Source organism: Paenibacillus sp. FSL R5-0470, assembly GCF_037975205.1.
GTDB lineage: Bacteria > Bacillota > Bacilli > Paenibacillales > Paenibacillaceae > Paenibacillus_AQ.
The window spans coordinates 687,128-712,644 of sequence record NZ_CP150238.1; the positions used below are offsets into that span (position 1 = coordinate 687,128).

Genomic DNA, 25,517 nt, shown 5'->3' on the forward strand with positions numbered 1-25,517 from the left:
AATCATAAAGCGTGTGGTCTTGCAGCATAAAGCTGAGGGACACATGCTTTTTTTTGCTATCTGCAAGATTGAAAGATTTCGAATATTTTACAAATTAATCCACATGAGGTACCATATAGCTAATGGGTAGAAAGTAACTTTATTATCAGAAGGAGGTTATTAAATGGGTTGGGGTAGAATGCCAATAAGAGGCGTGGTCAACGAATACAATGATGAGGTTAAGAAGATTGATGAGCATATTTTGACTCTGATTCAGGAACGTAAAGCTATAACAGGCAAAAAACGGTTCTCCCCCGAAAGTGAGCTCCTTGAGGAATGGTCAACTAGATTCGAGATGGACACTTCTCAGATTGTACAGTATATACACAGTCTGAATGAGGCTGTGCCCAGACGGAAATATTGGGAAGAGCCCGGTTTACTGCTCGGCGTACTTCCAATTGTGAAGCGGACAGTCCTCGAAGATTGCGAGTATACACTTACACATGCTATGCAGTATGAAACGCTCAGTATAGTTACTGTGGAGATTAAGTATTTAAAAGAAACAGTGGAGCACGTTCATCTTAGACCGGCTCTATCATTGGAGATTTTGAGTGAGGCAGCCTATGAAATCCAGCCGCATAGAGGTCACGGAGGAGGAGCTCATACACAAATGCAGTTCTTGGTCTCGCCACCGCTGCCAGCGGATCTGGATACGGTTCAATTTGCCTTAATACCCGGAGGAGACCAAATGTTTGGACCTGCCATGACAGAGATTATATTGGACAAGCAAATTGACTTCGAATAGTGCCTATGCAAAAAAAACCTACCACCAGAAGCTTGGTGGTAGGTTTTAGTATGTTTAGTGGCTGTAAATAACGTCTTATTTCTCAGCCGCCATAGCGCGGAATGATTCTTCTGCTGCAATCAGCGTAGCGTCGATATCTGCATCGGTATGTGCTGTCGTTAGGAACCAAGCTTCATATTTCGAAGGGGCGAGGTTAATTCCTCGGTTCAACATGTGACGGAAGAAGCTACCGAACAATTCGCCATCTGTATCCTGTGCCTCATCGTAATTTGTAACTGGATGCTTACAGAAATGAGTAGAGAATGAACCACGGATGCGGTTGATCGTCAGTGGAATGCCATGACGGTCAGCGGATTCCTGAAGACCGCCGACAAGGCGGATCGCAAGCCGTTCCATCTCATCATATACGCCTTCTGCGCTCAGCACTTCCAGACAGGCGATCCCTGCGGAAATGGAAGCAGGATTTCCCGCCATTGTTCCCGCTTGGTATGCCGGTCCTAGTGGGGCTACTTGTTCCATCACATGCTTACGTCCGCCGTACGCGCCGATCGGTAGACCGCCACCGATGATTTTGCCGAGTGCTGTAAGGTCAGGAGTAATGTCTTCATGGTTATCCAGTCCTGCATATGTCTGTGTGGAACCATAATGGAAGCGGAAGGCCGTAATGACTTCGTCATAAATAACGAGTGAGCCGTTAGCATGAGCCAGCTTACAGAGCCCTTCGAGGAATCCGGGCTTCGGCATCACCATACCGAAATTACCGACGATCGGTTCAACCATTACAGCGGCGACATCTTCGCCCCATTTTTCTAGTGCCTCTTGCAGGCTTTCCAGATCATTAAACGGAACAGTGATTACTTCCTGTGCAATACTGCTAGGAACGCCGGCACTATCTGGAATGCCAAGCGTAGAAGGCCCGGATCCTGCTGCTACGAGCACTAGATCAGAGTGGCCGTGATAACAGCCAGCGAATTTTACGATTTTACTGCGCTTTGTATAAGCACGAGCGACACGAATGGTAGTCATAACCGCTTCTGTGCCTGAATTGACAAACCGGACTTTATCCATAGACGGAATAGCTTCTTTAAGCATTTTAGCAAGCTTAATTTCGAGCTCTGTTGGGGTTCCGTAAAGAACACCATTCTCAGCTGCAGTGGTAATTGCCTTCGTTATATGTGGGTGAGCATGGCCGGTAATGATCGGTCCATAGGCTTGGAGATAGTCGATATATTCATTGCCATCTACATCCCAGAAGTGAGATCCGCTGGCACGTTTCATAAATACAGGTGCTCCGCCTCCAACGGCTTTAAAAGAGCGGGAAGGGCTATTTACACCTCCAACGATATGTTGAAGGGCTTCGTGATAAAGTTGCTCAGATGTGGAACGATTCATAATGTGATCATCCTTTCGATTGTTGGTGCTCATGGCAACGGGCGAACAACGGTGTTTCCGCTGTCCGCCCGTATTATACCATTGCCTGTAGTGTCTACTTGTGAACGTTGCTTGTCAGATCTTTATTGGGTTCCGCTAGTGTTACTATTTGAAGTAGTCTCTGGTGAACTTGAAGGTGTAGGCGTTGGCTCAGGGCCATTTAAGGTATCCTGAACAAATTCCTTTAATTTTTTCTCACTGCGAATGCCTATAACCTGCGATCCGTCACTTGTAGTTTCCTCTTTGAGCAGATCCATTGGCGGAATTTGCTCACTACCGCCCATGGTACTATCGTACCCAACGGTTGCAAGCTTCCACATATCATTTACTGTCAGATTAGTTTCGATATAAGGCGTAACTTGAGACAGGATATTCGGTAGCTTGATTATGGATGTGGTCTTGATCAGCTTGTCAGCCACAACCTTGAGAAAAGCACGCTGGCGCTCGGTCCGAGTGAAGTCGGAGGTAGCGTCATGTCGAAAACGTACATATTGCAGAGCTTTATTACCGTCGAGATGCTGATATCCTTTTTTAAGATCAATGTCATACTCGGGACCATCTGCAATGGTCTTGTACACCATATCTTTCTCGACTTCATAATCTACACCACCAACGGCATCTACTAGCTTGATGAATCCTTGGAAGTCCGTGTAGACATAATATTGAATCGGGATGCCGAGCAGATCGCTTACAGTCTGCATCGCCGTGTTAGGTCCATAAATGATAGCTGAATTAATACGTTTTTCGCCGTGATCTGGAATCGGAACGTAAGTGTCTCTAAGAATTGAGAATACACTGATTTTCTTCTTCACGGGATCAAGTGAGGCTACGAGCATTGTATCAGAACGAGGAATTTCTCCCTTCTTGACACCGCGGGCATCTACGCCCATTAGCAGTATATTAACAGGCTCTGTACCTTCCCATTTTGGAGGTTCTGGCGTGTCGACATCAACAGTTTCAGCATTCTTAAATGGTGAATTCTCGGTGTTCGACATGCTGCCAAGCTCAGTGTAGATGGATGTAAAGTAGTAAATGGCTCCACCGATAATAAGGAGGAGTATAATGGCCAGTGTCCAAAGCAGCGGTTTCTTTTTTGACTTACCAGTCTTTGCGTGCCTTTTCTTTCTAGGTGGCATTTCTCGTTCTTCCTTTCGCATTCACATTCCCTACATTATAATTTCTTTTGGGGATACGCGCAATTCATGCTCGATCCTCCAATATCAAGAAGGAGTGGATATAACTTGAACGTAGTAGCTATTGGACAAAAAGTACCGCATTTCACTCTTCCGTCTTCCAACGGGCAAGAGGTTAGTTTAAGTGATTACCTGGGCCGAAAGGTCATTTTATATTTTTATCCTAAAAATATGACACCAGCCTGTACGCAGGAGGCCTGCGAATTCCGGGACGCCCATGATCAGATTACTACGCTTGGTGCGGTTGTTTTAGGCATCAGTCCAGATCCTTTAGCTTCGCATATGAGATTTACGGAGAAGAACAGTCTACCCTTTCCACTGTTGTCTGATGAGGATCATAAGGTCAGTGAAATGTTCGGTGTATGGCAGCTTAAGAAGCTCTATGGTAGAGAATTCATGGGCATTGTACGCTCTACTTTTCTGATCGATGAGCAGGGGATCTTAGTGGAAGAATGGCGGAAAGTACGAGTGAAAGGTCATGTAGCATCTGCCATAGCAGGGATTTCCAAATCATAAAGTTTGTTAATAACTTTTTGTAAAAGTCTGTTACATTTTTAACAGCTTTCATAAGGTGTTGTCATGATATAGTTTCCTCATAATTGCTTCAAATTTGGAGCAAGACGAGGTGGTGTAGTGATAATGCTGCGTATTGGCCTTGATATCGGATCAACTACTGCGAAAGTGGTTGTTATAGAGCGTAACACTATTGTTTATCAGGACTATGTAAGACATTATAGCGATATAAAAAAAGCAGCCCTCTCTCTTCTATCTGATGTACAGAGCAGATTTCCTGAGAGAGGCGCAGCCCTTACTGTAAGCGGTTCCTCGGGCTTATCTTTATCCAAACTGGGAGGCGTACCGTTCGTTCAAGAGGTGATCGCCTGTACAAAGGCGATTGGCGAGCTGATTCCAGAATGCGATACGGCGATTGAACTGGGTGGTGAGGACGCCAAGATCATCTATCTCCGAGGCGGCATTGAGCAGCGTATGAATACGGCTTGCGCGGGAGGAACGGGAGCATTTATTGATCAAATGGCATCACTGCTACAGACCGACCCAGCGGGCTTAAACGCATTGGCAGAGAAGCATGAGCGAATCTATCCTATCGCTTCACGCTGCGGTGTATTCGCCAAAAGCGATGTGCAGCCGCTACTAAACGAGGGGGCCCGCCGGGAGGATGTGGCGGCTTCAATCTTTCAGAGTATTGTTAATCAGACGATCAGCGGTCTCGCTTGCGGACGTCCGATTCGCGGACGGGTGGCTTTCCTTGGCGGACCGCTAACCTTCCTGCCAGCCCTGCGTCAGCGTTTTGCGGAGACGCTTGAACTTGCGGAGTCAGATATTCTTTTCCCCGAGCGGTCGCAGTATTTCGTAGCGATTGGATCAGCACTCTCTGAAGCGGATCCTACTATTTTGCCGCTTTCAGGCTGGATCGCGCGAATAGCGGCTGTGGATTTTACAGCGGATCGGGCAGCGGATGCTGAATTACCACCGCTGTTTGCGAACCCCGAAGAGCTTGCTGCGTTCCGTCAGCGCCATGGTAAAGCTTCTGCTGCCAGATCAGACCTGGCTGTGTATCGTGGCCCTTGTTATCTGGGGATCGATGCGGGGTCAACAACAACCAAACTCGTATTGACCGGCTCTGCTGACGAAATTCTACATACCTTTTATGGCAGCAACAAGGGGAATCCCTTGTATTCTGTCAGTGAGGCACTGAAGGAAATGTATCGGGTTCTACCGGAAGGCTGTTATATTGCAGGTTCTTATGTAACAGGTTATGGAGAGGGGTTAATCAAAGCCGCTTTATGGACGGACGGCGGTGAAGTGGAGACGGTTGCTCATTACAAGGCCGCATCTAAGTTCATGCCGGAGGTAGACTTTATTCTGGATATCGGCGGACAGGACATGAAGTGCATCAAGATCCGCGGCGGTGCTATCGACAGTCTAATGCTCAATGAAGCCTGTTCGGCAGGCTGCGGCTCTTTTCTGGAGAGCTTTGCTTCTGCGCTCGGATTAGGTATCGAGGAGTTTGCCAAGTCAGCGCTGGAAGCGGTCAAACCTGTTAATTTGGGTTCCCGCTGTACGGTATTCATGAATTCTAAAGTGAAGCAGGTTCAGAAGGAAGGTGCGTCGCTGGCTGATCTTTCGGCAGGTCTTGCCTATTCCGTAATTAAGAATGCTCTGCAAAAAGTAATTAAAATTCGCAACCCTGAGGATTTAGGGCGGAATATTATTGTTCAGGGCGGCACCTTCTATAACGAAGCCGTTTTGCGGGCCTTTGAGCGCCTAACGGGGAGAACGGTAGTCAGACCGGATATTGCTGGCGTTATGGGAGCGTACGGTTGTGCACTGATTGCCCGTGAGCAAGCAGGGGCTGACGGAAAAAGTACACTGCTTGGACCGGAGGAAATAGCCAACTTTAAGTACGAGGTATCTTCAGGTCGCTGTGGTCGCTGTGGAAATAACTGTGCGTTAACGATCAGTCGGTTCCCGGACAAGAGCTTCTACGTTACAGGCAATCGCTGCGAGCGTGGTGCAGGAGGCAGGAAAGAGAAGAATGTACTGCCAAATTTGATGCAGTATAAGTATGAACGTTTCTTTGACTATGAAGCATTACCTGAGGCAGGTGCAGCACGGGGCACTGTCGGTATTCCACGTACGATGAATATGTTCGAGAATTACCCGTTCTGGCACACTTTTTTCACCAAACTTGGCTACCGGGTAATTCTCTCTCCTAAATCAAGCAAGAAGCTTTACGAAAGTGGGATGGATACGATTCCTTCAGAATCGATCTGCTATCCTGCAAAGATGGCGCACGGACATGTGCAGAGCTTGATCGGTAAAGGCGTCGATTTTATTTTTTATCCTGCCGTAGTGTATGAGAAGAAGGAAGATGAAGCAGCGGATAATCATTTCAATTGTCCGGTGGTCGCCTCTTACCCTGAGGTCATTCGCAACAATATGGATGGGCTAAAGGATAATGGAATCACGCTGGTCAGCCCGTTTCTGACCTTTGACGATAGATCTGCGCTGACTAAGGGACTCGTGAAGACATTTACAGGGATTCCGAGAGAAGAGATTGCGAATGCTGTGCAGGCAGGACTTGCTGAAGCTGATCGCGCCAAAAGTGATGTGCGCACCAAAGGTGAAGAGACGCTTGCGTATCTTGCCAGCACTGGGAACAAGGGAATACTTCTCTGTGGTCACCCTTATCATGCGGATCCTGAAATTAATCACGGCATTGCAGATATGATTACCGGTATGGGACTCGCCGTGCTGACAGAAGATTCTGTCTGCCATCTGGACCGAAGTGAAGGGGATGTGGCGGTAGTTAATCAGTGGACCTATCATGCCCGAATGTACCGCGCAGCCCGCCTTGCCGCAGTCCGAACCGACCTGGAGCTTGTTCAATTGACTTCCTTCGGTTGTGGGATTGATGCGATCACCTGTGATGCCGTACAAGACATTATGGAAAGGCATAACAAAGTATATACGCTGATCAAAATCGATGAGATTAGCAACCTTGGCGCTGCGCGCATTCGGCTGCGTTCACTGCTGGCAGCGATGCGCGAACGGGAAAAAGGAAAGGTGCTGCCACAGAAGCCGCCTAAAATACAGGCTAATGTAGCATTCACGAAGGAAATGAAAGAAACGTACACGATCCTTGCGCCACAGATGTCGCCCATTCATTTTGAATTGTTTGAACAGGTCTTCCGCGATGCGGGATACCGTCTCAAGATCCTTGAAACCACTGGACCTGAAGAGACGGAAGAGGGCCTTAGATACGTTAACAATGATGCATGTTATCCCGCTATTGTAACGATAGGGCAGATTCTGTCGGCACTGAAGAGCGGGGACTATGATCCGAATCGTACCGCTGTAATCATGTCACAGACGGGCGGTGGCTGCCGGGCGACGAATTATATTTCTTTGCTCCGCAAAGCCTTAAAGGATTCAGATCTCGAACAGATTCCTGTGATTTCGCTGAATGCTTCTGGAATGGAGAACCAGCCAGGCTTCCGAATCAGTCTTAAGCTGGCAAATCGGCTGATCGCTGCGGCTTGCTATGGTGATCTAATGATGCGGTTGCTAAATCATTTTAGGCCGTATGAGGTCGTTCCAGAGAGTGCTGAGCGTTTATTCCGTAAGGGGATGGAGCGCTGTAAGTTCAGCCTAGTCAACTTCTCGTTCCGAGAATATAAACGTCTGATTCGTGAGATTGTAGCCGATTTTTGTAAGCTGCCCGTTACAGGTGCTACTAAACCAAGAGTAGGCATTGTTGGAGAGATCCTGATTAAATTTCACCCGGACGCCAACAACCGTATCATCGAGATGATTGAGGCGGAGGGCGGAGAAGCGGTAATGCCAGACTTCTTAGATTTCATCTTTTATTGCGTGTATAATCCGATCTACAAAGCCGAGCAATTCGGTAAAAGTAAACGGCTAGGATATATTAATCCGATGTTGATCTCCTATCTGGAGATTTATCGCAAGCCGATAAAGGTAGCTCTTGAGGATGCCGGACTGGCTAAAGGACGGGAAAATATTTATGGTCTTGCTGAGAAGGCCAGCCGACTGGTATCCGTAGGAAATCAGATGGGTGAGGGATGGTTCCTGACTGCAGAAATGATGGATCTGCTGGATAATGGTGTGAATAATATTGCTTGTATTCAACCGTTCGCCTGCTTGCCCAATCATATTACCGGGCGTGGGATGATTAAGGGCCTTAAGGAGTTGTATCCAGGTGCGAATATCGTCGCCATTGATTATGATGCTGGAGTTAGTGTAGTTAACCAAGCGAATCGAATCAAGCTGATGATGTCGATTGCCAGCAGTCAGGAAGGGAATGCTGTGTCTGATTTAGAACCATCACTTAAACCGCTGCAGCAGCCCCTACTTGAAGGCTCCTACAGTTTGACCTGATCTTAAAAAGGTAACATATAGACGAAGTGATTATAAAAAGCGGACCAAGAATTCACTTGGTCCGCTTTTTTGTGCTGATTATTAGTTTGTTGAAGGAGAGCTGGCTACGCCTCTCCACCGTTTCAGATGAGGCAGCTGTTCGGCGAGTAATTTGCGGGCGACAGCCTCATCCATTCCTTCTTGAACCAAGTAGCCTGTACAAATGTCAGACATTTCTTGCAGCGTAATATCAGGCTGTTTAAATGCTCCATCTTCGTAGCAGTATACACAATAATCTTCGATCTTTTGCCCTTCCTTGTTCGTTCCAAGTAAATCTTCCGTAGGCATAGGCATCCCACAGCTTTGACAAAATTTCGGTTCGCCTTGCATTTGCCCTACATGCTCTTGATTCATATCCAGCACTCCTTTTAAAAGTATGCGAAGCTTATGAGCACTCGCTTTAAGTACATTATAGAACTATGAATCTGACGACATACCGTCAGGTTTAAAGCGAGGTTGCATATTTTTTGGCAACCCCAAGAGCCAACTCTCCAAGCTTCTGACGAATATGTTCCGGCTCTAGCACTTCTAAAGCCGTTCCGAAGCTGAGCAAGAAACCATAGAGCCATCCGTCCTCGGGATAATGGATGGACACATTATATCCACCATGTCCGTCCGGTTGAAGCTCAGTGGAGTCAAAGCGATCTTCCGCTAGATGTCTGCCTTCAGCTGTGAAGTGCAGAAGGATTGGCGACACTACTGAGGTTGAAGTCACTCGCTGATAATCAGTGCTCCAGGGCAGCTCATGCATGTCCCTATCTTCTCTAATGAACTCCCGTTTTTCTTTAACGAGTCCTTTCATACGATGCAGCTTGAATAATCTGAAATCCTGGCGTTGCAGACAGTAACCATACAAGTACCATGCTTGTCCTTTTAAGACTAAAGTATAGGGCTCGACAGAACGCTGACTGGACTGCCCCTCGGCATTGACATAATCAAAGGCCACAGTTCTGTTTTCTTCCAGCGCCTCTTTTAGAGTTGCAATCTTCTCTTCTAGGATAGGCTGAAGACCCCAAGGAGAGAAATCGATGATAAGCTGGGTCGTTTTGCTTCGGAAAGCGGCGGTCTGTGAGGGCGGGATTACGCTACTGATCTTCTCCATGAGCAGAGTGTGTTCAGTTCCGCCATAAGAGGAGACGCTTTGCAGAGCGGAAAAAATATCAGCCAGCTCGCGGTCGGTCAATACATTGCGGTCCAACCGGTAGCCTTCCATAAGACCAATTCCACCACCTGATCCCTGATAGGTGACGATAGGAATTCCAGCCCCATTAATACTTTCAATATCACGGTAAATGGTACGCACGGACACTTCGAACATGTCGGCGAGCTCCTTCGCCTGAATGAGACGGCGGTTCATTAGTAGAATGACAATAGAGAGCAATCGATCAATTTTCAAAAATAGAGCCCTCCTTTTCGGATAATTTCGTTATGTAATGATGTACTACATCTTAGCAAATTCTTGAAAATAAAGCATGGATGAAGCCTCGGACGTTGGGTTTTGCTGGGGAGCAGGGTTTTCTGTAATTGCTATACTGTTGGCAGGGTATGCGTTGATACGTAGTAAAAAGAGCGGTGAATTCACCGCTCCTTGGAAGGTTTTTTAATCTGTGCCTGAATCCGAGTGGCAGCTTTGCCAGGGAAGAGGCGGGCACCAATGTTTTTGCGATAACGGTAAATGATCACAAGAGCTGCTATTACTGCACCACCAGAAATAATCCAAAGCGCATAGGACTCGAACAAATGGAAGATGCCCATCCACTGTGGACCAAACACCTTTCCGATGCTAAGAAACAGCACTACCCAGAATACGGCTCCACTATAAGCATATAGGGCGAATTTACGGAAGGGAAGCGCGATAATACCAGCAAAATAACCTGTAAAGTGCCGTACCCCTGGAATGAAATAACCGATAAAAATTAGAAAGCTTCCGTATTTCTCAAACCATTTCTGTGTTTTTTCTAGCTTAGTAGGTGAGAATAGAAACCATTTGCCATATCGCTGGATAAAGGGCATACCGGCTTTTAATCCGACAAAATAGGTGAGGGTCATCCCAGCTGTGGTGCCTGCAAAAGCAACTACAATTAGCGTAAAGAAATCAAGTCTCCCAGTATAGGAAAGGAAACCGGCAAACGCCATAGTGGTCTCTCCGGGAAAGGGCAGGGCAACGAACTCGAGAAGTAATCCAAAGAATAATACGCTATATCCATATTTAGTGAATAATTCTTGTATAAAACTCAGCATTTCCATAAGATTGTCACTCTCCAAGAGGCAGTTGCCTTATTCTATTTTACAGCTTGTCTTCATACAATCTACCAAATGGCTTTTAAGCCAATAGAATGCTGGAGGTAGAGAAGATGAAGGGTAATAAAAGCGCACACAGCCGCCGAAAGTTGATAAGCGGATTGCTCGTTATGGTTGTAATATTCATCGTAATGCTCGGATGGAGTATAGGGAAAAACTTGAATTCATGGGAGCTCCGATCCTTGCAGCCCGCTAGCGCCGAGTCTGTATCTGTTAAGAATAAGCTTACCGCAGCGACGATGCAAGATTTGCCATCTGCAGTAGAACCACTCGCTTCTGCATCTCCGGAAGTTCACTCCTCATCAAGTGCGGCCCTTACTGTGACTCAACTCCCTCAAGCTAATGGGGTAGAGAAAATATCCAAGGTTTCGACAACGAGTTCTGCAATCACAGCAGCCAAAAAATCTAAAAAAACAGTCTATATTACATTTGACGACGGACCTAGCGATAACACCTTCAATGTACTTGAAATTTTACATCAGGAAGGTGTGAAGGCAACCTTTTTTGTTCTTGGTAATCAAGCGAAAAGCCATCCTGAGCTCATCGACTCCATATGGGAACAGGGCCATGCGATTGGCAATCATACCTATAATCATAATTACCATGATTTATATAGTGGATTCACGGAATTTTGGAATCAAATTAAACAGACTGAAGAGATTGTTCAGGGGATTACAGGGGTTCGGCCACAGCTTATCCGCGCCCCAGGTGGAACCTATGATCATTTTGATAATACCTATTTCAATTTATTGAAGCAAGCAGGTTATAAGGTGATGGATTGGACGGTGGATAGCGGCGATTCTAAACGGAAAGGCGTGCCAGCCTCAGAAATTTTGAAGGAATCCACAATGGATATGAAGTCTTCCCAGGTTATTTTGCTGCTACATGATGGTGGCGGTCATCAAGAGAGCGTCAAAGCGCTGCCGGAGATTATTGCACGCTATAAGGCGGCTGGATATGACTTTGGCCTATTGGATGAAACGGTAGAACCTGTACAATTTAGAGTCTCTGCAAAAGCCACTAATTTGGGGCGGAAAAAGCCTTCAGAAGCTTGGGTCGCCTCAAATATCACACCAAATGCGGAGCTCTTTGCGCCTGGAAAGCCATTGATTCTGGAGGTAGGAAAGCTGGAGACGAAGCTGAATCCCGGGGAATATTCTGTGCGAAATGGACAGTATATGGTTCCGCTTCGTGCTGTAATTGAACGGCTTGGAGGGCGAGTTAGCTGGGATGTGAATAGCCGAAGTGGAGAAATAGATTGGAACGGGAAAGCGGTCATTGCCGATGTAATGAACAAACAATTGATTCTAAACCATCCTGATAAGGGTCAAAAGACAATCGATGCGAGGGTAGAAATGATTGGTGGATCGATCTGGGTATCGCTACGAGAACTGCTGGAGACAACAGGTCATCCTCCGCTTAATATAAGCGTTACTGAAGTAGAACGCCGGGTAAAAACATTCTGAAAGAAGAGCTGAGGCTGTCTAGTAAAAAGAAAAAACAAATGTCTGGGCACCCTTTTTCATGGGAAGAATAGATAGTAATAAGTTCCTGAGCTGGGAACAAGTCTATGACCAAAGGATGGGTGTCCCATTGTCCTCTTCATCACTAATTGATCAATTGAAGAAAGATGCCGGAAGTGTCAAAAGCTTTTCTTATCCGCGTAGCCGAAGTGCTCTGATGGAATGGTTAAGGATGCTGACTGTGGCTGGAATTATAGGTGCTTTATATGTTTGGCGAGGAGGTCCGTCTTTGCTGTTTCTCCTGATCGTTGTTGGAGTTATTATGCTCGGTGGACTTATGCTTCAGCTCTCTGGTCCACGGACGATTAAGCTAGTTCGTACAATTACTCCTGCGAGACCGATGGCTGGTAATACACTTCATGTGAAGGTAAAGCTGAGCTTCTCTTCTCGGTTGCCTCTCCCTTGGATGACCATTGCCGATTATTGGGGTGATAGCCATCATCAGAAGCTGCTATTTCCTGGATTCAAACGTTCTTTTTCATACACATATACGATTGAAAATTTATCTCGCGGCAATCATCATCTGCTGGGCTGTAGAGTAACTTGGGGAGATTTTCCGGGTTGGTTCACGGGAAGATCTGAGCCGGATGGAGGACAGAGTTTTAAGGTGCTGCCAGCGCCTTTATACTTTGGTGGAACTGTACCAGATAGCGGATTTATGACGGGTGACACCTTGTATTCTAGACGGGGAAGAAGCATCAGCGATGAGGCTTTGGAATCCAGGGATTATGAGCCAGGAGATCCACTTAGCCGAATTCATTGGAAGAATAGTGCAAGAACGGGAGCGCTGCAGAGCAAAGTTCCAGAACGGGAAAAGGCAAGAATGACCTGTATCGTATTGGCTAATGACCCGCTCAGCTACGAGGTTCCTACAGATGCGCTTAAACCTCGTGGGAGCAGAGACGATTCGCCTCCGGCATTTGAGAAAGCGGTGTCGACAGCGATGGGGCTGATGCTCTCCGCTGAGCGTTCAGGTGCTTATGTTCAGTTGTTTAGCGGCGGTTGGCCAGAAGGTATGGCTAGACATGAAGGGCTGGGTAAAATCCCAGGGAGAGTGCTGGATATTCTAACTGAAATTTCCCTGGATGGCACTAGAAACCTGTCGCTGCTGCTTGATGATGCTTCCCGAGGCTGGATTCCGGGGATGACAGTAGCCATTATCACGGGACGACTAGAAGAGGAATCTGCCAAGGTGATTGCCAAGTTCTTGATGCAAGGTGTGAAGGTGGAGCTTTATTATGCTTGGGACCAATCAGCACCGAAGCAAGGGGAGGCTCGCCAGCCTGGAAGGGGAACTGTCGGAGATAGTTTGGCTCGTCTTGGAGCACGAATGTTTTGTCTGGATGATGCATTGCCAGCATTCAGATTCAGGGAGGTAGAGTTCCATGAATCATCCGGAAAACCAACACTACGGTAAGGGAAAATCGGGTGATACAGAACTGGCTATGAATGGCTTTCAGTTCAACTTGGGGCAAACAGAGAACAGACATGCCGGTAAGCAGAGAAAAGTGCCTCTGTACTATCGTTTGCTGTTCTCTTTGGCCATTATGGGGCTATTTATTGAATGGTTACTCCCTTTATATAGGTCTGCTTTATTAGAAGATACCTCCAAGATGCTACAAGTTCTAATGGTATTGGCGGCAGTGTTGCTGTTATGGGGGATATTTCAGATTCCGGGGTGGCTACTGCTAAGTATTCAATTTCTTATTACTGTTTCAGCATGGCTTTACTTATGCAGTGGGGGCGAAGGCATAGGGTGGTTAGGGATTTATGCGGACGAAATTCCGAATGATCTTATTCTGCTTCTTTCTGGACATGTTTCTCAGTTAAGCGAGATCAGCAGGCTTTTGATATTGATTGTAGGTTGGGGGCTATTGGTATCCTCAGTACAGCAGCTTGCACTCTTCCGAGGGAGTACAGTACTATTCACAGCAGTTACAATCATTTACTTGCTGATCTTGGATATGGGCTTTGACGTCAATACCACAATGGATATTGTGATATCAATGGGTCTTATTTTTTGGATGCACGCGATGAGTGGACTCCTGCGTCTTCAAGAACGTGAGGGAGCTACTACACTGCCTTATGCGCGTTGGGGAGGGCTGACTTTGGCGACAGCCATTGTCGTGATGGCAACAGCATGGTTTGGTGGGCAGCTGCTCGGGGCAAGACCAACCAGCGAGCTTACGTTGCAATCGACATTTCAGAAGCTGCAGACTTGGGCTTCAGGCCATTTGCCAGAAGATAAGGCGTCTAATGCTTCAGGAACAACAGGGTATAGTTCGAATGACGGTGAACTCGGTGCCCCTTTATCCCGAAATACTGAACCAGTCTTTACAGCTATAACTAGCGAGCGTACTTACTGGCGAGGTGAGAGCATTGCTTACTATGATGGTCGCCGATGGATCAGGGGGGGCGAAGAGTTTATGCCGCTTAATCTGTCCGGTATTCCAAAGAATCCTTCATTGATGCTAAGCGGTGAAACTAGGAAACGAACACTTCAGCAGCGGATACAATTTGCCACCCCTTCTTCCGGGGGAATTCCTTTATTCAATGCGGGAATAATAACTGATGTTGAGTCGGTTGAACTCTTGGGCGGAAGTAAATTGGGATATGTGCTGTCCAACATAGACAGAGAGAGTTTTCGTCTGCCTGATTCAATAGGCTCTGCACGGATCACAGAATATTCAGTGGAGTCCTTACTTCCTGAGAGCGATCCAGTACTGCTTCGTGGTTTAAACAGTAACGATCCCCAGGAAATTATGGGCAAGTATTTGCAATTGCCAGATTTGTTACCCGTACGAGTGAGAGATCTGGGGGAGATGCTTACAGCTTCTTCAGGTAACCGCTATGACTCCGTAACTGCCATTAAGGATTACTTACAACATGGATATTCCTATACGTTGAACACAACGGTTCCACCATCCGGATCTGATTTTGTGGATCACTTTTTATTTGAGACGAAACAAGGCTACTGTGTTCATTTTGCAACAGCTATGACCGTACTGCTGCGCAGTGCAGGAATTCCTGCTCGTTATGTCCAAGGCTTTGGGCCTGGGACCTTGCAGGACGATACTATGCCGGCGAAGTATTTAGTCACCCAGGGCGATGCCCATGCTTGGGTGGAGGTCTATTTCGCCGGTGCTGGTTGGGTCCCATTCGACCCAACGCCTGGCCCCGCCCTTGCCGCCGGCTTCGCTGCGCCGGCGCTGCCTGCGGCAGCCTCGCTCGCGCCGCAAGCTGCGCGAAACGCGGGCTTGCCCGCCCTGCCGATGGCGGGCGGGACCGCTGCCGCGCCGCTCGCTGCCGCGGCGCTGCTTCCCGCCGCCGCTTGGCGCTGGCGGCGTAGCCTGGCTCTGCTGCTGGCCGCGCGCAGCGCCAGCAGCATGAGCCGCGAGAGGCAGCTGCGCGCTGCCTCTCTAGCTTGGCACGGGCTGGCGGAGCGGTATGGACCGCCGCCGCCCGGTGTCACTGGCAGGGAGTATGTGGACTCCCTGCAGATCTACGATGCCGGACTAAGCGAAGCCGTCCGGCAGTTCGTACGCCAGTGGGAGACCCTGGCGTACGCGCCCGCGCCTTCAGCCTTCGTCGCGGCCGATCCCGCGAATGAAATGCCTGCAACGTCTAGAATGTCAGCAAGGTCTATGATATCTGCAATCCCTGCAATGTCTGCGGCGCCAGCATCACCTGCAGAGATCAGCGAGCTTACTACTCATGATGCGTCCGCGTTTATGCGCGAATGCCTGATCATCACCTTCCGGTTAACTTAATCGGTCAGAACAGCTGATGCTGCTATACAATTCCTTCCATGGAAAGGAATGTTCTTCATGAAGTTTAACTCTCTCCTATTATGAGAAGTGTGTTCTCCTTTCCTTGACGATGAGAATTAACCATGAGTATAATGAATCCAATAATCAAGGGAGGCTCGTAATGAATAAGCCAAATGAAATTATCGTCGTTCTCGATTTTGGGGGACAATACAACCAACTTATCGCGCGCAGAATTCGGGACCTGGGAGTATACAGCGAACTTTTGCCGTACAATACGCCAGTAGACAAGATCAAAGCACTTGCACCTAAAGGGATTGTCTTCTCTGGTGGGCCTAGCAGTGTATATGCTGAAGATGCTCCACATGTAGATCCAGCGATCTATGATTTAGGAGTACCGATCTTCGGTATTTGCTATGGTATGCAGCTAATGGCTCACCAACTTGACGGTAAAGTGGAACGCTCCGCTAAACGTGAATACGGTAAAGCCGATATTGATTTTGAAGAAGGTACTGCACTCGTTGCTGGGCTAGAGAGCCGTCAGACGGTATGGATGAGCCATGGTGACCATGTGGTTGAACTTCCAACAGGATTCAAGCTGGATGCAGGAACTGAAAGTGCTCCAATCGCGGCAATGAGCAATGACGAGCGTAAATTGTTCGCGGTTCAATTCCACCCAGAAGTACGTCACTCTGTACATGGTAATGAGATGATCTCGAACTTCTTGTATCAAATTTGCGGCTGCGACGGCAAATGGACGATGGAATCGTTTATTGATGAAGCTATTCAAGATATTCGTAACCAAGTTGGAGACAAAAAAGTACTCTGCGCACTTAGCGGTGGCGTAGATTCTTCCGTAGTTGCAATGCTTATTCACCGTGCAATCGGTGACCAATTAACTTGTATGTTTATTGATCACGGTCTTTTGCGTAAAGGTGAAGCTGAAAGTGTTATGGAGACCTTCGTAGGTAAATTCGATATTCATGTCGTGAAAATCGATGCACGCGATCGCTTCATGAGCAAGCTTGCAGGTGTTGAAGATCCTGAACAAAAACGTAAAATCATCGGTAACGAGTTTATCTACTGCTTCGACGAAGAGTCGGCTAAGCTCGGAGATTTCGCATTCCTTGCACAAGGTACACTGTATACGGATATCGTTGAGAGCGGAACAGCTACGGCACAAACGATTAAATCTCACCACAATGTGGGCGGTTTGCCGGAAGACATGAAATTCAGCTTGATCGAGCCACTAAATACCTTGTTTAAGGATGAGGTTCGTAAACTGGGTGAAGAGCTGGGAATGCCACGTGCTATCGTTTGGCGTCAACCTTTCCCTGGTCCAGGTCTTGCTATCCGTGTCTTGGGTGAAGTAACAGAGGACAAGCTTACTATCGTTCGCGACTCTGACTACATTCTGCAAGAGGAAATTGCTAAAGCGGGATTAGACCGTGAAATTTGGCAATACTTCACTGCCCTGCCTAACATGAAGAGTGTTGGTGTTATGGGGGATGCTCGTACTTATTCCTACACAGTAGGTGTGCGCGCAGTAACTTCCATCGACGGCATGACGGCTGACTGGGCGCGTATCCCATGGGATATCCTTGAGAAAATCTCCGTACGTATCGTTAACGAAGTTGAGAACGTAAACCGCGTAGTGTATGACATTACTTCGAAACCACCAGCAACAATCGAGTGGGAATAGGATCGGTGCAACTATAGATTTCAAAAAAAACTTTCTTTTATTTGCGTTATTTAGCAAATAAAAGAGAGTTTTTTTATTTCTCAAGTAAAGGGTTGTGCTGGAGACGCCGTTTTCACAAATCTTTCATGAACACGTTTTGTTGAAAGGGCTTGCAACCCTCGAAAAGTTATGATAAATTGTACTTGTCTAAAAAATAGACAAGATAAACAAGTACATTTTCTACTAAAGGGGCCAATCAAAATGATGACTATTTCCAAAGAGACACCTCATATTAAACCGAACGGGGTAGAGATCGCTGAATCGATTCTGTTGCCTGGTGATCCTTTAAGAGCTAAGTTCATTGCGGAAACTTTTTTAGAAGATTACCAGTGCTTTAACGAGGTAAGAGGAATGTTAGGATATACCGGTACTTACAAAGGGAAGAAAATCTCTGTTATGGGTACGGGAATGGGTCCAGCGAGCATGGGAATTTATTCTTGGGAATTAATCAATGTATTTGGAGTTAAGAATTTAATCAGAATTGGTACCTGTGGTGCAATGCAAGAAAACATTGAGCTATACGATGTAATTTTTGGTATGGGAGCTGCAACGGATTCCAATTATGGTCATCAATATAATTTACCTGGACAATATCCACTAACGGCTTCTTTTGAGCTTTTGGAGAAAGCTAAGAAAATAGCAGATGATCAAGGACAAAAGGTTCATATTGGTAATATTTTATCCAGTGAAATATTTTATAATGCGGATCAGGCGGCTAATAAAAAGTGGCAGGATGTAGGGATTTTGGGCGTTGAAATGGAATCTGTAGCCCTCTATTGGAACGCTATCCAAGCACGTGTAAAAGCGCTGTGCATTCTAACAGTGAGTGATCATCTTATTACAGGAGCACAGACCACGTCGGAGGAACGCCAAACTGCATTTACTAAAATGATGGAGATCGCATTAGAGTTAGCATAAATGCTTTCCTTCTATGTGAAACTAATGTAAACGATATAAAGTTTATACAGCATGAGATATTGGAAGCCTATTATGTAAAGTCGTTCCGGTTATATTATTTTTAATTACTAGATAAGGGATGAGAGTAGAATGAAGAAATTTAAACGTGTACATTTAATCGTCATGGATTCAGTAGGCATTGGAGAAGGAAAAGACGCGGATCAATTTAACGATGTTGGCTCCCATACCCTATTACACATTGCAGAACATATGAATGGATTAAATCTGCCCAACCTGGCCAAATTGGGTCTATCTAATATTGAAAAAATTTTGGGTGTACCAAAAGCTGAGAAACCACTTGCTTATTATACTAAATTACAGGAAAAATCAGTCGGGAAAGATACAATGACAGGTCATTGGGAGATCATGGGTTTAAATATTGATCAACCTTTTAATGTGTATCCAAATGGATTCCCCGACGAATTAATTAAACAGATCGAGGACATAACTGGCCGAAAAGTAGTAGCGAATAAACCTGCAAGTGGAACGGCTATTCTTGATGAATATGGCGAGCATCAAATGAAAACAGGGGATCTGATCGTTTATACCTCTGCTGACCCGGTTCTGCAAATTGCAGCTCATGAAGAAATCATCCCATTAGAAGAGTTATATGATATTTGTGAAAAGGTTCGGGAAATCACCAAAGACCCTGCCTATTTAATTGGTCGTATTATTGCCAGACCTTATGTAGGCCAACCCGGGAAATTTACGAGAACCTCCAATCGTCATGACTATGCCTTGAAACCATTTCATAAAACGGTTATGAATAGCTTGCAAGACGGAGGTTATGATGTCATCGCCATTGGTAAAATCAATGATATTTTCGATGGTGAAGGCGTTACAGAATCCATTCGTACAAAAGACAATATGGATGGTATGGATAAACTGCTTGATGTAATTAAAAAAGATTTCACTGGAATGAGCTTTTTGAATTTAGTTGATTTCGATGCTTTATACGGTCATCGTCGCGATCCGGAAGGCTATGGAAGAGCATTAGAAGAATTCGATAAACGATTAGATGAGGTATTCGATTCCATCCGAGAAGATGATTTGTTAATCATTACGGCTGACCATGGAAATGACCCAACCTTCCCTGGTACAGACCATACTCGTGAGTTTATTCCTGTCCTAGTCTATTCCAAGCAATTAAAGGACAGTGGGGCATTACCTGAGCATGATACCTTTGCTGATATCGGTGCGACTATAGCAGATAACTTTGATGTTGATATGCCAGACAACGGTGAGTCTTTCCTGCCATTTCTTAAATAATTGATATCGCATAAAAACCTCCAAAGTTTCTTTTTGGAGGTTTTTACGTTGCGATTGAAGCAGAGAATGACATTCCTTGTCGCTTGAAAAATGATGTGTCATAATGGGGAGAAAAGGACATCAGATGAATGAACACGCATAAACTAGATAAATTGAAACGGCCGCTTTATATCAATGTATATGATGAGCTTCTTCTTCAGATTAACAAAGGAGAATACCTCGTAGGTAGCCAGCTTCCTTCAGAACCGGATTTAGCCAAAAAACTAGGGGTTAGTCGCGCTACTTTACGGCAAGCTTTAGTTCTTTTGCAAGATGATGGATTAGTAAGAAATGTTCGTGGTAAGGGGAACTTTGTACTTGAATCTTCTTTTAACCAAGAGGATACTCAATTAGAGAAACTGAGCAACCCCATGCATAAATGTCATATAAGCGCATTTGACCAAGTAGATCTACATTATCGGCTGGACCCGCAAACGGAACATACCAAACAAGTATTAAGAAGAGAATCAGCTACAGTTGTAGCTTTGGAACGTTTGTATAGAGTAGGAGGAGAGCTACATGCTTACGCTTTTACTTTTATGTCTATGCAAACAGTAGAGAGGTTATCTTTGGACCTTGATAGTAAAGAGAGAATGCTGGATTTTCTAGAGAATCAGGCTTATGTAGACGCTAACCATGGGAATATTGAAATAAAATATACGCATACCGTTAACTTAGCAGATCGGAAAGATAAATTAATGGGGCAGAACGAGTGCTTTTTGCTACTAGAAACCCTTTACGACAAAACAGAGCCAGATTATCCGTTAATGTATAATAAATTTTATATCCCACAGCAGTTCTCAAATTTAAAATTAAATATGTCTAAAGGTTAACCAATAATAATGGATTAGAAAAACTCCCTTTTATCTGCGACATTTAGCAGACAGAAGGGAGTTTTTTTGACCCGAATCAAAGAGTTTTTCGAGGGGTGATTGCTTAATGCAAAATAAATCCTTCTTCTTCGGCCTCATTGTTTGGCAGGAAAGGCAGCTTCGGGTTCGTTTTCAATAAAGTATCCATCAATGCATGATCAAAATTATGCTTTACTACACAGTTGCGGTCAAAAATCATGGTAGCCTCATCTCCCGGTTTACATGCCGGCCACTGGGGAAGGGAAGGGATGTTAGGATTGCCATAGCGTGCAAAGCTTACCCATGCCCCACAGATGCGCTCCTCCATCCGATCGGAAACTCCCGGAATGAGGCACACGGGAACGCGTTCCGTATTATGGAACACGAAAGGGATCTCAGCACAGTGCCATGCTGTCTTGCCCCCCTCAAAAGGAAATTCATAAGTAAACAAGTAGGAGTAGGTAGGAGCTTCCTCGTGTCCGGATTTCTTCTCGATAAAGTCCTTGGTTGGAACACGGAAGAAGGTATCTAAGAATAGCAGGTCGGACAAGTGTTTATCCGGATACGCTTCCTTAAATTGTGTGACCAGCTTCTCCGTATGATTGCCATACTTTTGAGTCAGCATCTCCATGGTGGCATCCTCAGACACGTCCTGCTTGTTAGGAACACCGGGACCAAAAGCGAACTCACCAAATACGCTACCAATCAATACCGGAATGGTCTTCGCATGCTCGGTAAAGCCCACCTCTCTAGGGTCGCCTACATAGAATTCATTAGGCATAGGATTGCCGCCAATGTATTCCCCCTGCATTGCGAGCGCCGGTGCAACTTTATTATAAGCTGCAGCTAACTGAGGATAAGGAACCGCTTCCAATTTTTCTGCTTCGTCCGCGCCCATATTAAGCTCTGCTAACAGTGCCTTTACAATGGCGGTGCTATCAGTCTTGCGGTTGTCCAAAAAACCATCAATTAATCCGCTCTGGATAACGCCCTTATGGAACAGGCCGTCTGCTGCCGGAGTATTCATTAGTGTCCATACCTTCATACCGCCACCAGACTGTCCGAAGATGGTCACATTGTCCGGATCGCCGCCGAAAGCTGTAATGTTCTCCTGAATCCATTTTAAAGCTGCTACCATATCGGCATTTCCGGCATTAGCGGAATTGACGTATTTATCTCCAAAAGCAGACAGGTTCATGTATCCCAGAATATTCAATCGGTGATTTAAGGTTACTACGACCACATCGCCGAACTCGCTAAGCTTGTCTCCTTCATAAGCTACCTGTTCAATAGAAGAGCCAGCTGCGAAACCGCCCCCGTGCAGCCATACCATAACAGGTTTTTTGGCCTGCGGTTCAAGGCTCTGAGTCCAGATATTCATATACTGACAATTCTCATCCATAGGCCAGTAACGGTGAGGAACCAGCACTTCCATGACGGGCTGATCCTGGGTTAACATGGGAGACACGTAACCGTAAGCGAGTGCATCCTTAATTCCCTCCCAAGGCGCTACCTCTGTGGGCATCTGGAAGCGCTTGGCATCTGCGTACTTTATCCCGTGAAAGGTATAAGTGCCGTTGACCTGAAAGCCTCTCATTTTTCCAGCTTTGGTCTGTACAATGGGTTCTGCTGAGGAACATACGAAATTTTTTGCTGTCATCATGGAAATCCTCCTTACATCAGATAGCCCCATTATAATAAAAGAAGGATAGTGAAAAATATAGGAAACTTATCTGCTTTATCCTTATTCTTTGCTTCTTTTCTGGAGGTCAGCAGGTCTGGTCTCAGGATAAGAAAATAATCATGATAAAAAAGTCAAGAATCCCTTATGCAACAGAAATCATCACCACCCTCTAGAAACTCTATTGTAAGATCTGTGACAATATAGACTCTAATGTTTTTGCTTGATAGGGCTCGCCAAATTCATATAATACATCGATTGCTGATTGAGCAAGCTTCGTTCCTTCTTCTTTACTGTTTCTTTTAATTTTAATTAGACCGTTATAATACTTATATACAATCTTAAAGAACAGCGTTTGATATTGAGGACTGCTAATATTATTTAAGTTCTCTAGTAAGATCTCTGCATAGCTTATTTGATTGATCATAATTAATTCGTAAATCATATTGGTTAGCATTACACATATGACATCTCGTCCGCGTTCGTGAGCTTCATATTTTTTCATAGACTTAATAAGCGTTTGAAAGAGTATATCTCTTTGATCGTAATCTATGTAATTTAAAGTATTTGTGAACAGCTGCATTTCTTGGAGGGTCCAGGATTGGAGATTGTTGAGATAGTTAGTGATCGTCTCGATATCTTCTGTCAAAATGACATTCTTCTCAAACTGACCCGTCAAGTTAAAGTGCTTCAATAATCTTATACGAGACCTGACTTCTGCCAGATGAATTTTTGAGGTCAGATCCTCTCTCTGATGTAGTTCTTGATAAATCTCAATTAATGCTTCGAGATCGTTATTGTTTCCGGCTTTGGAATATTTGTTGGTAAATGTATCGTGTTTAGATAGTTTATAACCTCTATAAATGTAGAAAAACTCATCAATCCCCATCATAAGTCGATTTAAAATTTGTTCTAACAGTCTTAATGTGATCTCATGGTTTCCTTTTTCAAATTCAATGGCATATGATTTCGAGATAATATCTAAATACACTTCTTTTTGACTTAATCCCTTATTGGTCCGTATATTTCGAACAACCTCACCGTAGGTATTCAATTCTTTCGCCACCCTCTTATTGAAATCGTGAGCTTTTATTATATTTCAGAGAGAATCTAATTTGATTACGAAATTTTGATATTTGAAAATCTACTCATTGTGGTTTTTTGAGCTACTTGGAAATATTATCAAATAAATCGAATCCGTTGGAAATTTCTTCAATTTAAGGTCCTATTTATAAGACCTTTGTCGTAATGGGACATAAAAGCAATTATGATGTAAGTACGTTAGATGGATTAATGGAAGCATAAGTTTTATATTTCCTTGGAAGGATTTGATTTATTATGAATAATAAAAGTGATTTTTTCAGATTTGAGCGTAAAAATGATGATTTCCCGTTCTACAGTGAACTGTCATCGCCTAGTCTAAATTTGAAGAGCAGCCTCATTTTTCTAGTTTCTGTCGCGGTTGGTTTTGCTCTGTTTCTTATTATGTTTGGAGGTCCCAATGTACAGCCCTTTATGAATGTGATTTTTCCTTTAGCAGCAGTAATCTTTGTGGCACGAAGTCAATGGACATCATTATTCAGAAAATTAGTAGCTAAAGATATTCTTTTGATTCTTGGAACTTACGTTGTAAATTTGATTGTGACAGGTATTGTTGGTTTCCTTATTACAAAATTGTTTAGTACGAGCGCTAATCCCGCAACCGATAGTTTCAATGGTAATTTTGCTGATGCAATTCCGTTCTTCTTGAGAACGATCCCGATGCTGTTTGGTGAAGAATTAATCACGATACTTCCATTCTTGGTCGTGCTATCATTTGGAGTTAAGAAACTTAAGATGAGTAGAAAGTCTGCTATAATTTTAGCCTGCATAGTTTCAGCTATTTTATTTGGGGCATACCATTTACCAACGTATAATTGGAATATTGTCCAAGCTATTCTCGGTATTGGTATTGCACGGATCGTTCTGCTATATCCATATCTTAAGACTAAAAATATATGGACATCGTTTATAGTGCACGTGATGAATGACTGGACAATGTTTGCTTTGGCCTTTTGGGCATCCACTCGCTAATTTTTCTCAAAGGATTTTTTGCGATAGAGTCTTAACAAACACCTGCAACTCCTTATTGAACAAGGGGCTGTAGGTTTTTTTTGTATTCAAAAAAATGTGATAGACGCTATATAGCTGCTCAATATGAATGTGATAAAATGGGAAAAATCTATCATAGGGAGAAATTAACATGGGATTTTCTCTTCTCGGCACACTAATGGCATTAATCCTTCTTGTCCCAAGTTTGCTAATGATTAAGTTTCCACCTGAAAATGTACCTTCGGGTTTGCGAGATGCAGGACCAATCTATACCTTCTTGGAGAGAGCAGGACAATTGGGTTGTATAGGTATTCTTGCGATGTCACAGGATAACTTTCAACAGGTAAAGCTTGGCGTAATTGCTGTCTTTATTGTCTTGTTTATTGCTATTTATTATGGTCTATGGGTTCGATATATAGTTAAGGGGCAGCAATTTAAATTATTATGGGACCCTTTAGTTTTTATTCCGATCCCGATGGCAGTTCTTCCAGTATGTGCATTCGGATTGGCAGCGATTTGGGGAAAATCTATTTGGCTGAGTATTGCAGTAGTTTGTTTAGCGATAGGACATTTAGCTAATTCTTGGCATAGTTATAAGTACACTAAAGATCAATAACTAGAAACATAGTGAAATATACCCATATATAAAGTGATTGGATAGTTAATAAGCTGCATTGCAAGAACGAATTTGACAGTAGATACAAGCATGAAAATGTATGATTTACGAACAATGGAAAAAATAAAGTCGAAAATGTTCGCTTTTTATCATTGACAACTTATATGATGTCCACCTAAAATGATAGAGCACAACAACATAATTCTTTCGTATATTTCCGGGAATTGGCCTGGAAGTTTCTACGAGGTCACCGTAATGACCTGGCTACGATTAAGAAGAGCAGAGCAACCCCGCATTGTCCTTAATTTAGG

General features: G+C 44.8%; 19 protein-coding genes and 1 riboswitch. Of the genes, 12 read left to right on the forward strand and 7 right to left on the reverse strand.

Features of this window, described 5'->3' with window-relative positions; translation table 11 throughout:
- Positions 1-163: 163 nt before the first annotated feature.
- Positions 164-784 (forward strand): hypothetical protein, encoded by a 621-nt coding sequence (locus MKY99_RS03100; protein WP_339268600.1) that lies wholly within the window; start codon positions 164-166, stop codon positions 782-784.
- Between the two features lie 75 nt (positions 785-859).
- Here MKY99_RS03100 and MKY99_RS03105 read toward each other — a convergent pair whose 3' ends face one another.
- Complete coding sequence (locus tag MKY99_RS03105; protein WP_339268602.1) at positions 860-2,176, reverse strand: glutamate-1-semialdehyde 2,1-aminomutase; 1,317 nt, start codon at positions 2,174-2,176, stop codon at positions 860-862.
- Positions 2,177-2,298: 122 nt separating this feature from the next.
- The gene (locus MKY99_RS03110; RefSeq protein ID WP_076301084.1) at positions 2,299-3,351 is read right to left on the reverse strand and encodes an LCP family protein; all 1,053 of its coding nucleotides are present in this window, start codon (positions 3,349-3,351) and stop codon (positions 2,299-2,301) included.
- Positions 3,352-3,417: 66 nt separating this feature from the next.
- Between MKY99_RS03110 and bcp the strand changes: the two genes are divergently transcribed.
- Positions 3,418-3,924, forward strand: a complete 507-nt coding sequence (bcp, locus tag MKY99_RS03115; protein WP_339268604.1) for a thioredoxin-dependent thiol peroxidase — start codon at positions 3,418-3,420, stop codon at positions 3,922-3,924.
- Positions 3,925-4,047: 123 nt separating this feature from the next.
- Positions 4,048-8,331 carry an acyl-CoA dehydratase activase-related protein gene (locus tag MKY99_RS03120; RefSeq protein WP_339268606.1) on the forward strand — a complete coding sequence of 1,428 codons (4,284 nt, stop codon included), beginning with the start codon at positions 4,048-4,050 and terminating at the stop codon, positions 8,329-8,331.
- A gap of 81 nt (positions 8,332-8,412) precedes the next feature.
- Here MKY99_RS03120 and MKY99_RS03125 read toward each other — a convergent pair whose 3' ends face one another.
- From MKY99_RS03125 to MKY99_RS03135, 3 genes are all read right to left on the reverse strand, one after another.
- On the reverse strand, positions 8,413-8,724 hold the full coding sequence (locus tag MKY99_RS03125) for a zinc ribbon domain-containing protein (protein WP_231573377.1): 312 nt from the start codon (positions 8,722-8,724) through the stop codon (positions 8,413-8,415).
- Positions 8,725-8,815: 91 nt separating this feature from the next.
- On the reverse strand, positions 8,816-9,766 hold the full coding sequence (locus tag MKY99_RS03130) for a YafY family protein (protein ID WP_042184686.1): 951 nt from the start codon (positions 9,764-9,766) through the stop codon (positions 8,816-8,818).
- A 182-nt stretch (positions 9,767-9,948) separates the two neighbouring features.
- Positions 9,949-10,617 carry a DedA family protein gene (locus tag MKY99_RS03135; protein WP_076285863.1) on the reverse strand — a complete coding sequence of 223 codons (669 nt, stop codon included), beginning with the start codon at positions 10,615-10,617 and terminating at the stop codon, positions 9,949-9,951.
- A gap of 107 nt (positions 10,618-10,724) precedes the next feature.
- Between MKY99_RS03135 and MKY99_RS03140 the strand changes: the two genes are divergently transcribed.
- The 7 genes from MKY99_RS03140 to MKY99_RS03170 all read left to right on the forward strand — a co-directional run bounded on the left by MKY99_RS03140 (position 10,725) and on the right by MKY99_RS03170 (position 20,800).
- Positions 10,725-12,137 carry a polysaccharide deacetylase gene (locus MKY99_RS03140; protein WP_339268608.1) on the forward strand — a complete coding sequence of 471 codons (1,413 nt, stop codon included), beginning with the start codon at positions 10,725-10,727 and terminating at the stop codon, positions 12,135-12,137.
- Between the two features lie 58 nt (positions 12,138-12,195).
- Entirely contained in the window at positions 12,196-13,611 is a 1,416-nt protein-coding gene (locus MKY99_RS03145) for a DUF58 domain-containing protein (RefSeq protein ID WP_339268609.1), read from the forward strand.
- Positions 13,580-15,964, forward strand: coding sequence for a transglutaminaseTgpA domain-containing protein (locus MKY99_RS03150; RefSeq protein ID WP_339268611.1), 2,385 nt, complete (start codon positions 13,580-13,582; stop codon positions 15,962-15,964). The genes MKY99_RS03145 and MKY99_RS03150 overlap by 32 nt, the downstream gene beginning before the upstream one ends.
- 160 nt (positions 15,965-16,124) lie before the next feature.
- Entirely contained in the window at positions 16,125-17,663 is a 1,539-nt protein-coding gene (gene guaA, locus MKY99_RS03155) for a glutamine-hydrolyzing GMP synthase (protein ID WP_339268613.1), read from the forward strand.
- Positions 17,664-17,903: 240 nt separating this feature from the next.
- Positions 17,904-18,620 carry a purine-nucleoside phosphorylase gene (gene deoD / locus MKY99_RS03160; protein WP_076285859.1) on the forward strand — a complete coding sequence of 239 codons (717 nt, stop codon included), beginning with the start codon at positions 17,904-17,906 and terminating at the stop codon, positions 18,618-18,620.
- 129 nt (positions 18,621-18,749) lie between these two features.
- Positions 18,750-19,928: a phosphopentomutase gene (gene deoB / locus MKY99_RS03165; RefSeq protein WP_042184699.1), complete on the forward strand. Its 1,179-nt coding sequence runs from the start codon at positions 18,750-18,752 to the stop codon at positions 19,926-19,928.
- Positions 19,929-20,056: 128 nt separating this feature from the next.
- Positions 20,057-20,800, forward strand: coding sequence for a GntR family transcriptional regulator (locus MKY99_RS03170; RefSeq protein WP_339268616.1), 744 nt, complete (start codon positions 20,057-20,059; stop codon positions 20,798-20,800).
- Positions 20,801-20,903: 103 nt separating this feature from the next.
- On the opposite strand, the gene MKY99_RS03175 is transcribed toward MKY99_RS03170, so the two are convergent.
- The gene (locus MKY99_RS03175) at positions 20,904-22,481 is read right to left on the reverse strand and encodes a carboxylesterase family protein (protein ID WP_339268618.1); all 1,578 of its coding nucleotides are present in this window, start codon (positions 22,479-22,481) and stop codon (positions 20,904-20,906) included.
- Between the two features lie 199 nt (positions 22,482-22,680).
- Positions 22,681-23,565 (reverse strand): Rgg family transcriptional regulator, encoded by an 885-nt coding sequence (locus tag MKY99_RS03180; RefSeq protein WP_339268620.1) that lies wholly within the window; start codon positions 23,563-23,565, stop codon positions 22,681-22,683.
- Between the two features lie 272 nt (positions 23,566-23,837).
- Between MKY99_RS03180 and MKY99_RS03185 the strand changes: the two genes are divergently transcribed.
- Both MKY99_RS03185 and MKY99_RS03190 read left to right on the forward strand, forming a co-directional pair.
- Positions 23,838-24,572, forward strand: coding sequence for a CPBP family intramembrane glutamic endopeptidase (locus MKY99_RS03185; RefSeq protein WP_339268622.1), 735 nt, complete (start codon positions 23,838-23,840; stop codon positions 24,570-24,572).
- A 169-nt stretch (positions 24,573-24,741) separates the two neighbouring features.
- Entirely contained in the window at positions 24,742-25,206 is a 465-nt protein-coding gene (locus MKY99_RS03190; RefSeq protein ID WP_339268624.1) for a hypothetical protein, read from the forward strand.
- A gap of 187 nt (positions 25,207-25,393) precedes the next feature.
- A riboswitch (purine riboswitch) is annotated at positions 25,394-25,493 on the forward strand.
- The last annotated feature ends 24 nt before the right edge of the window (positions 25,494-25,517 follow it).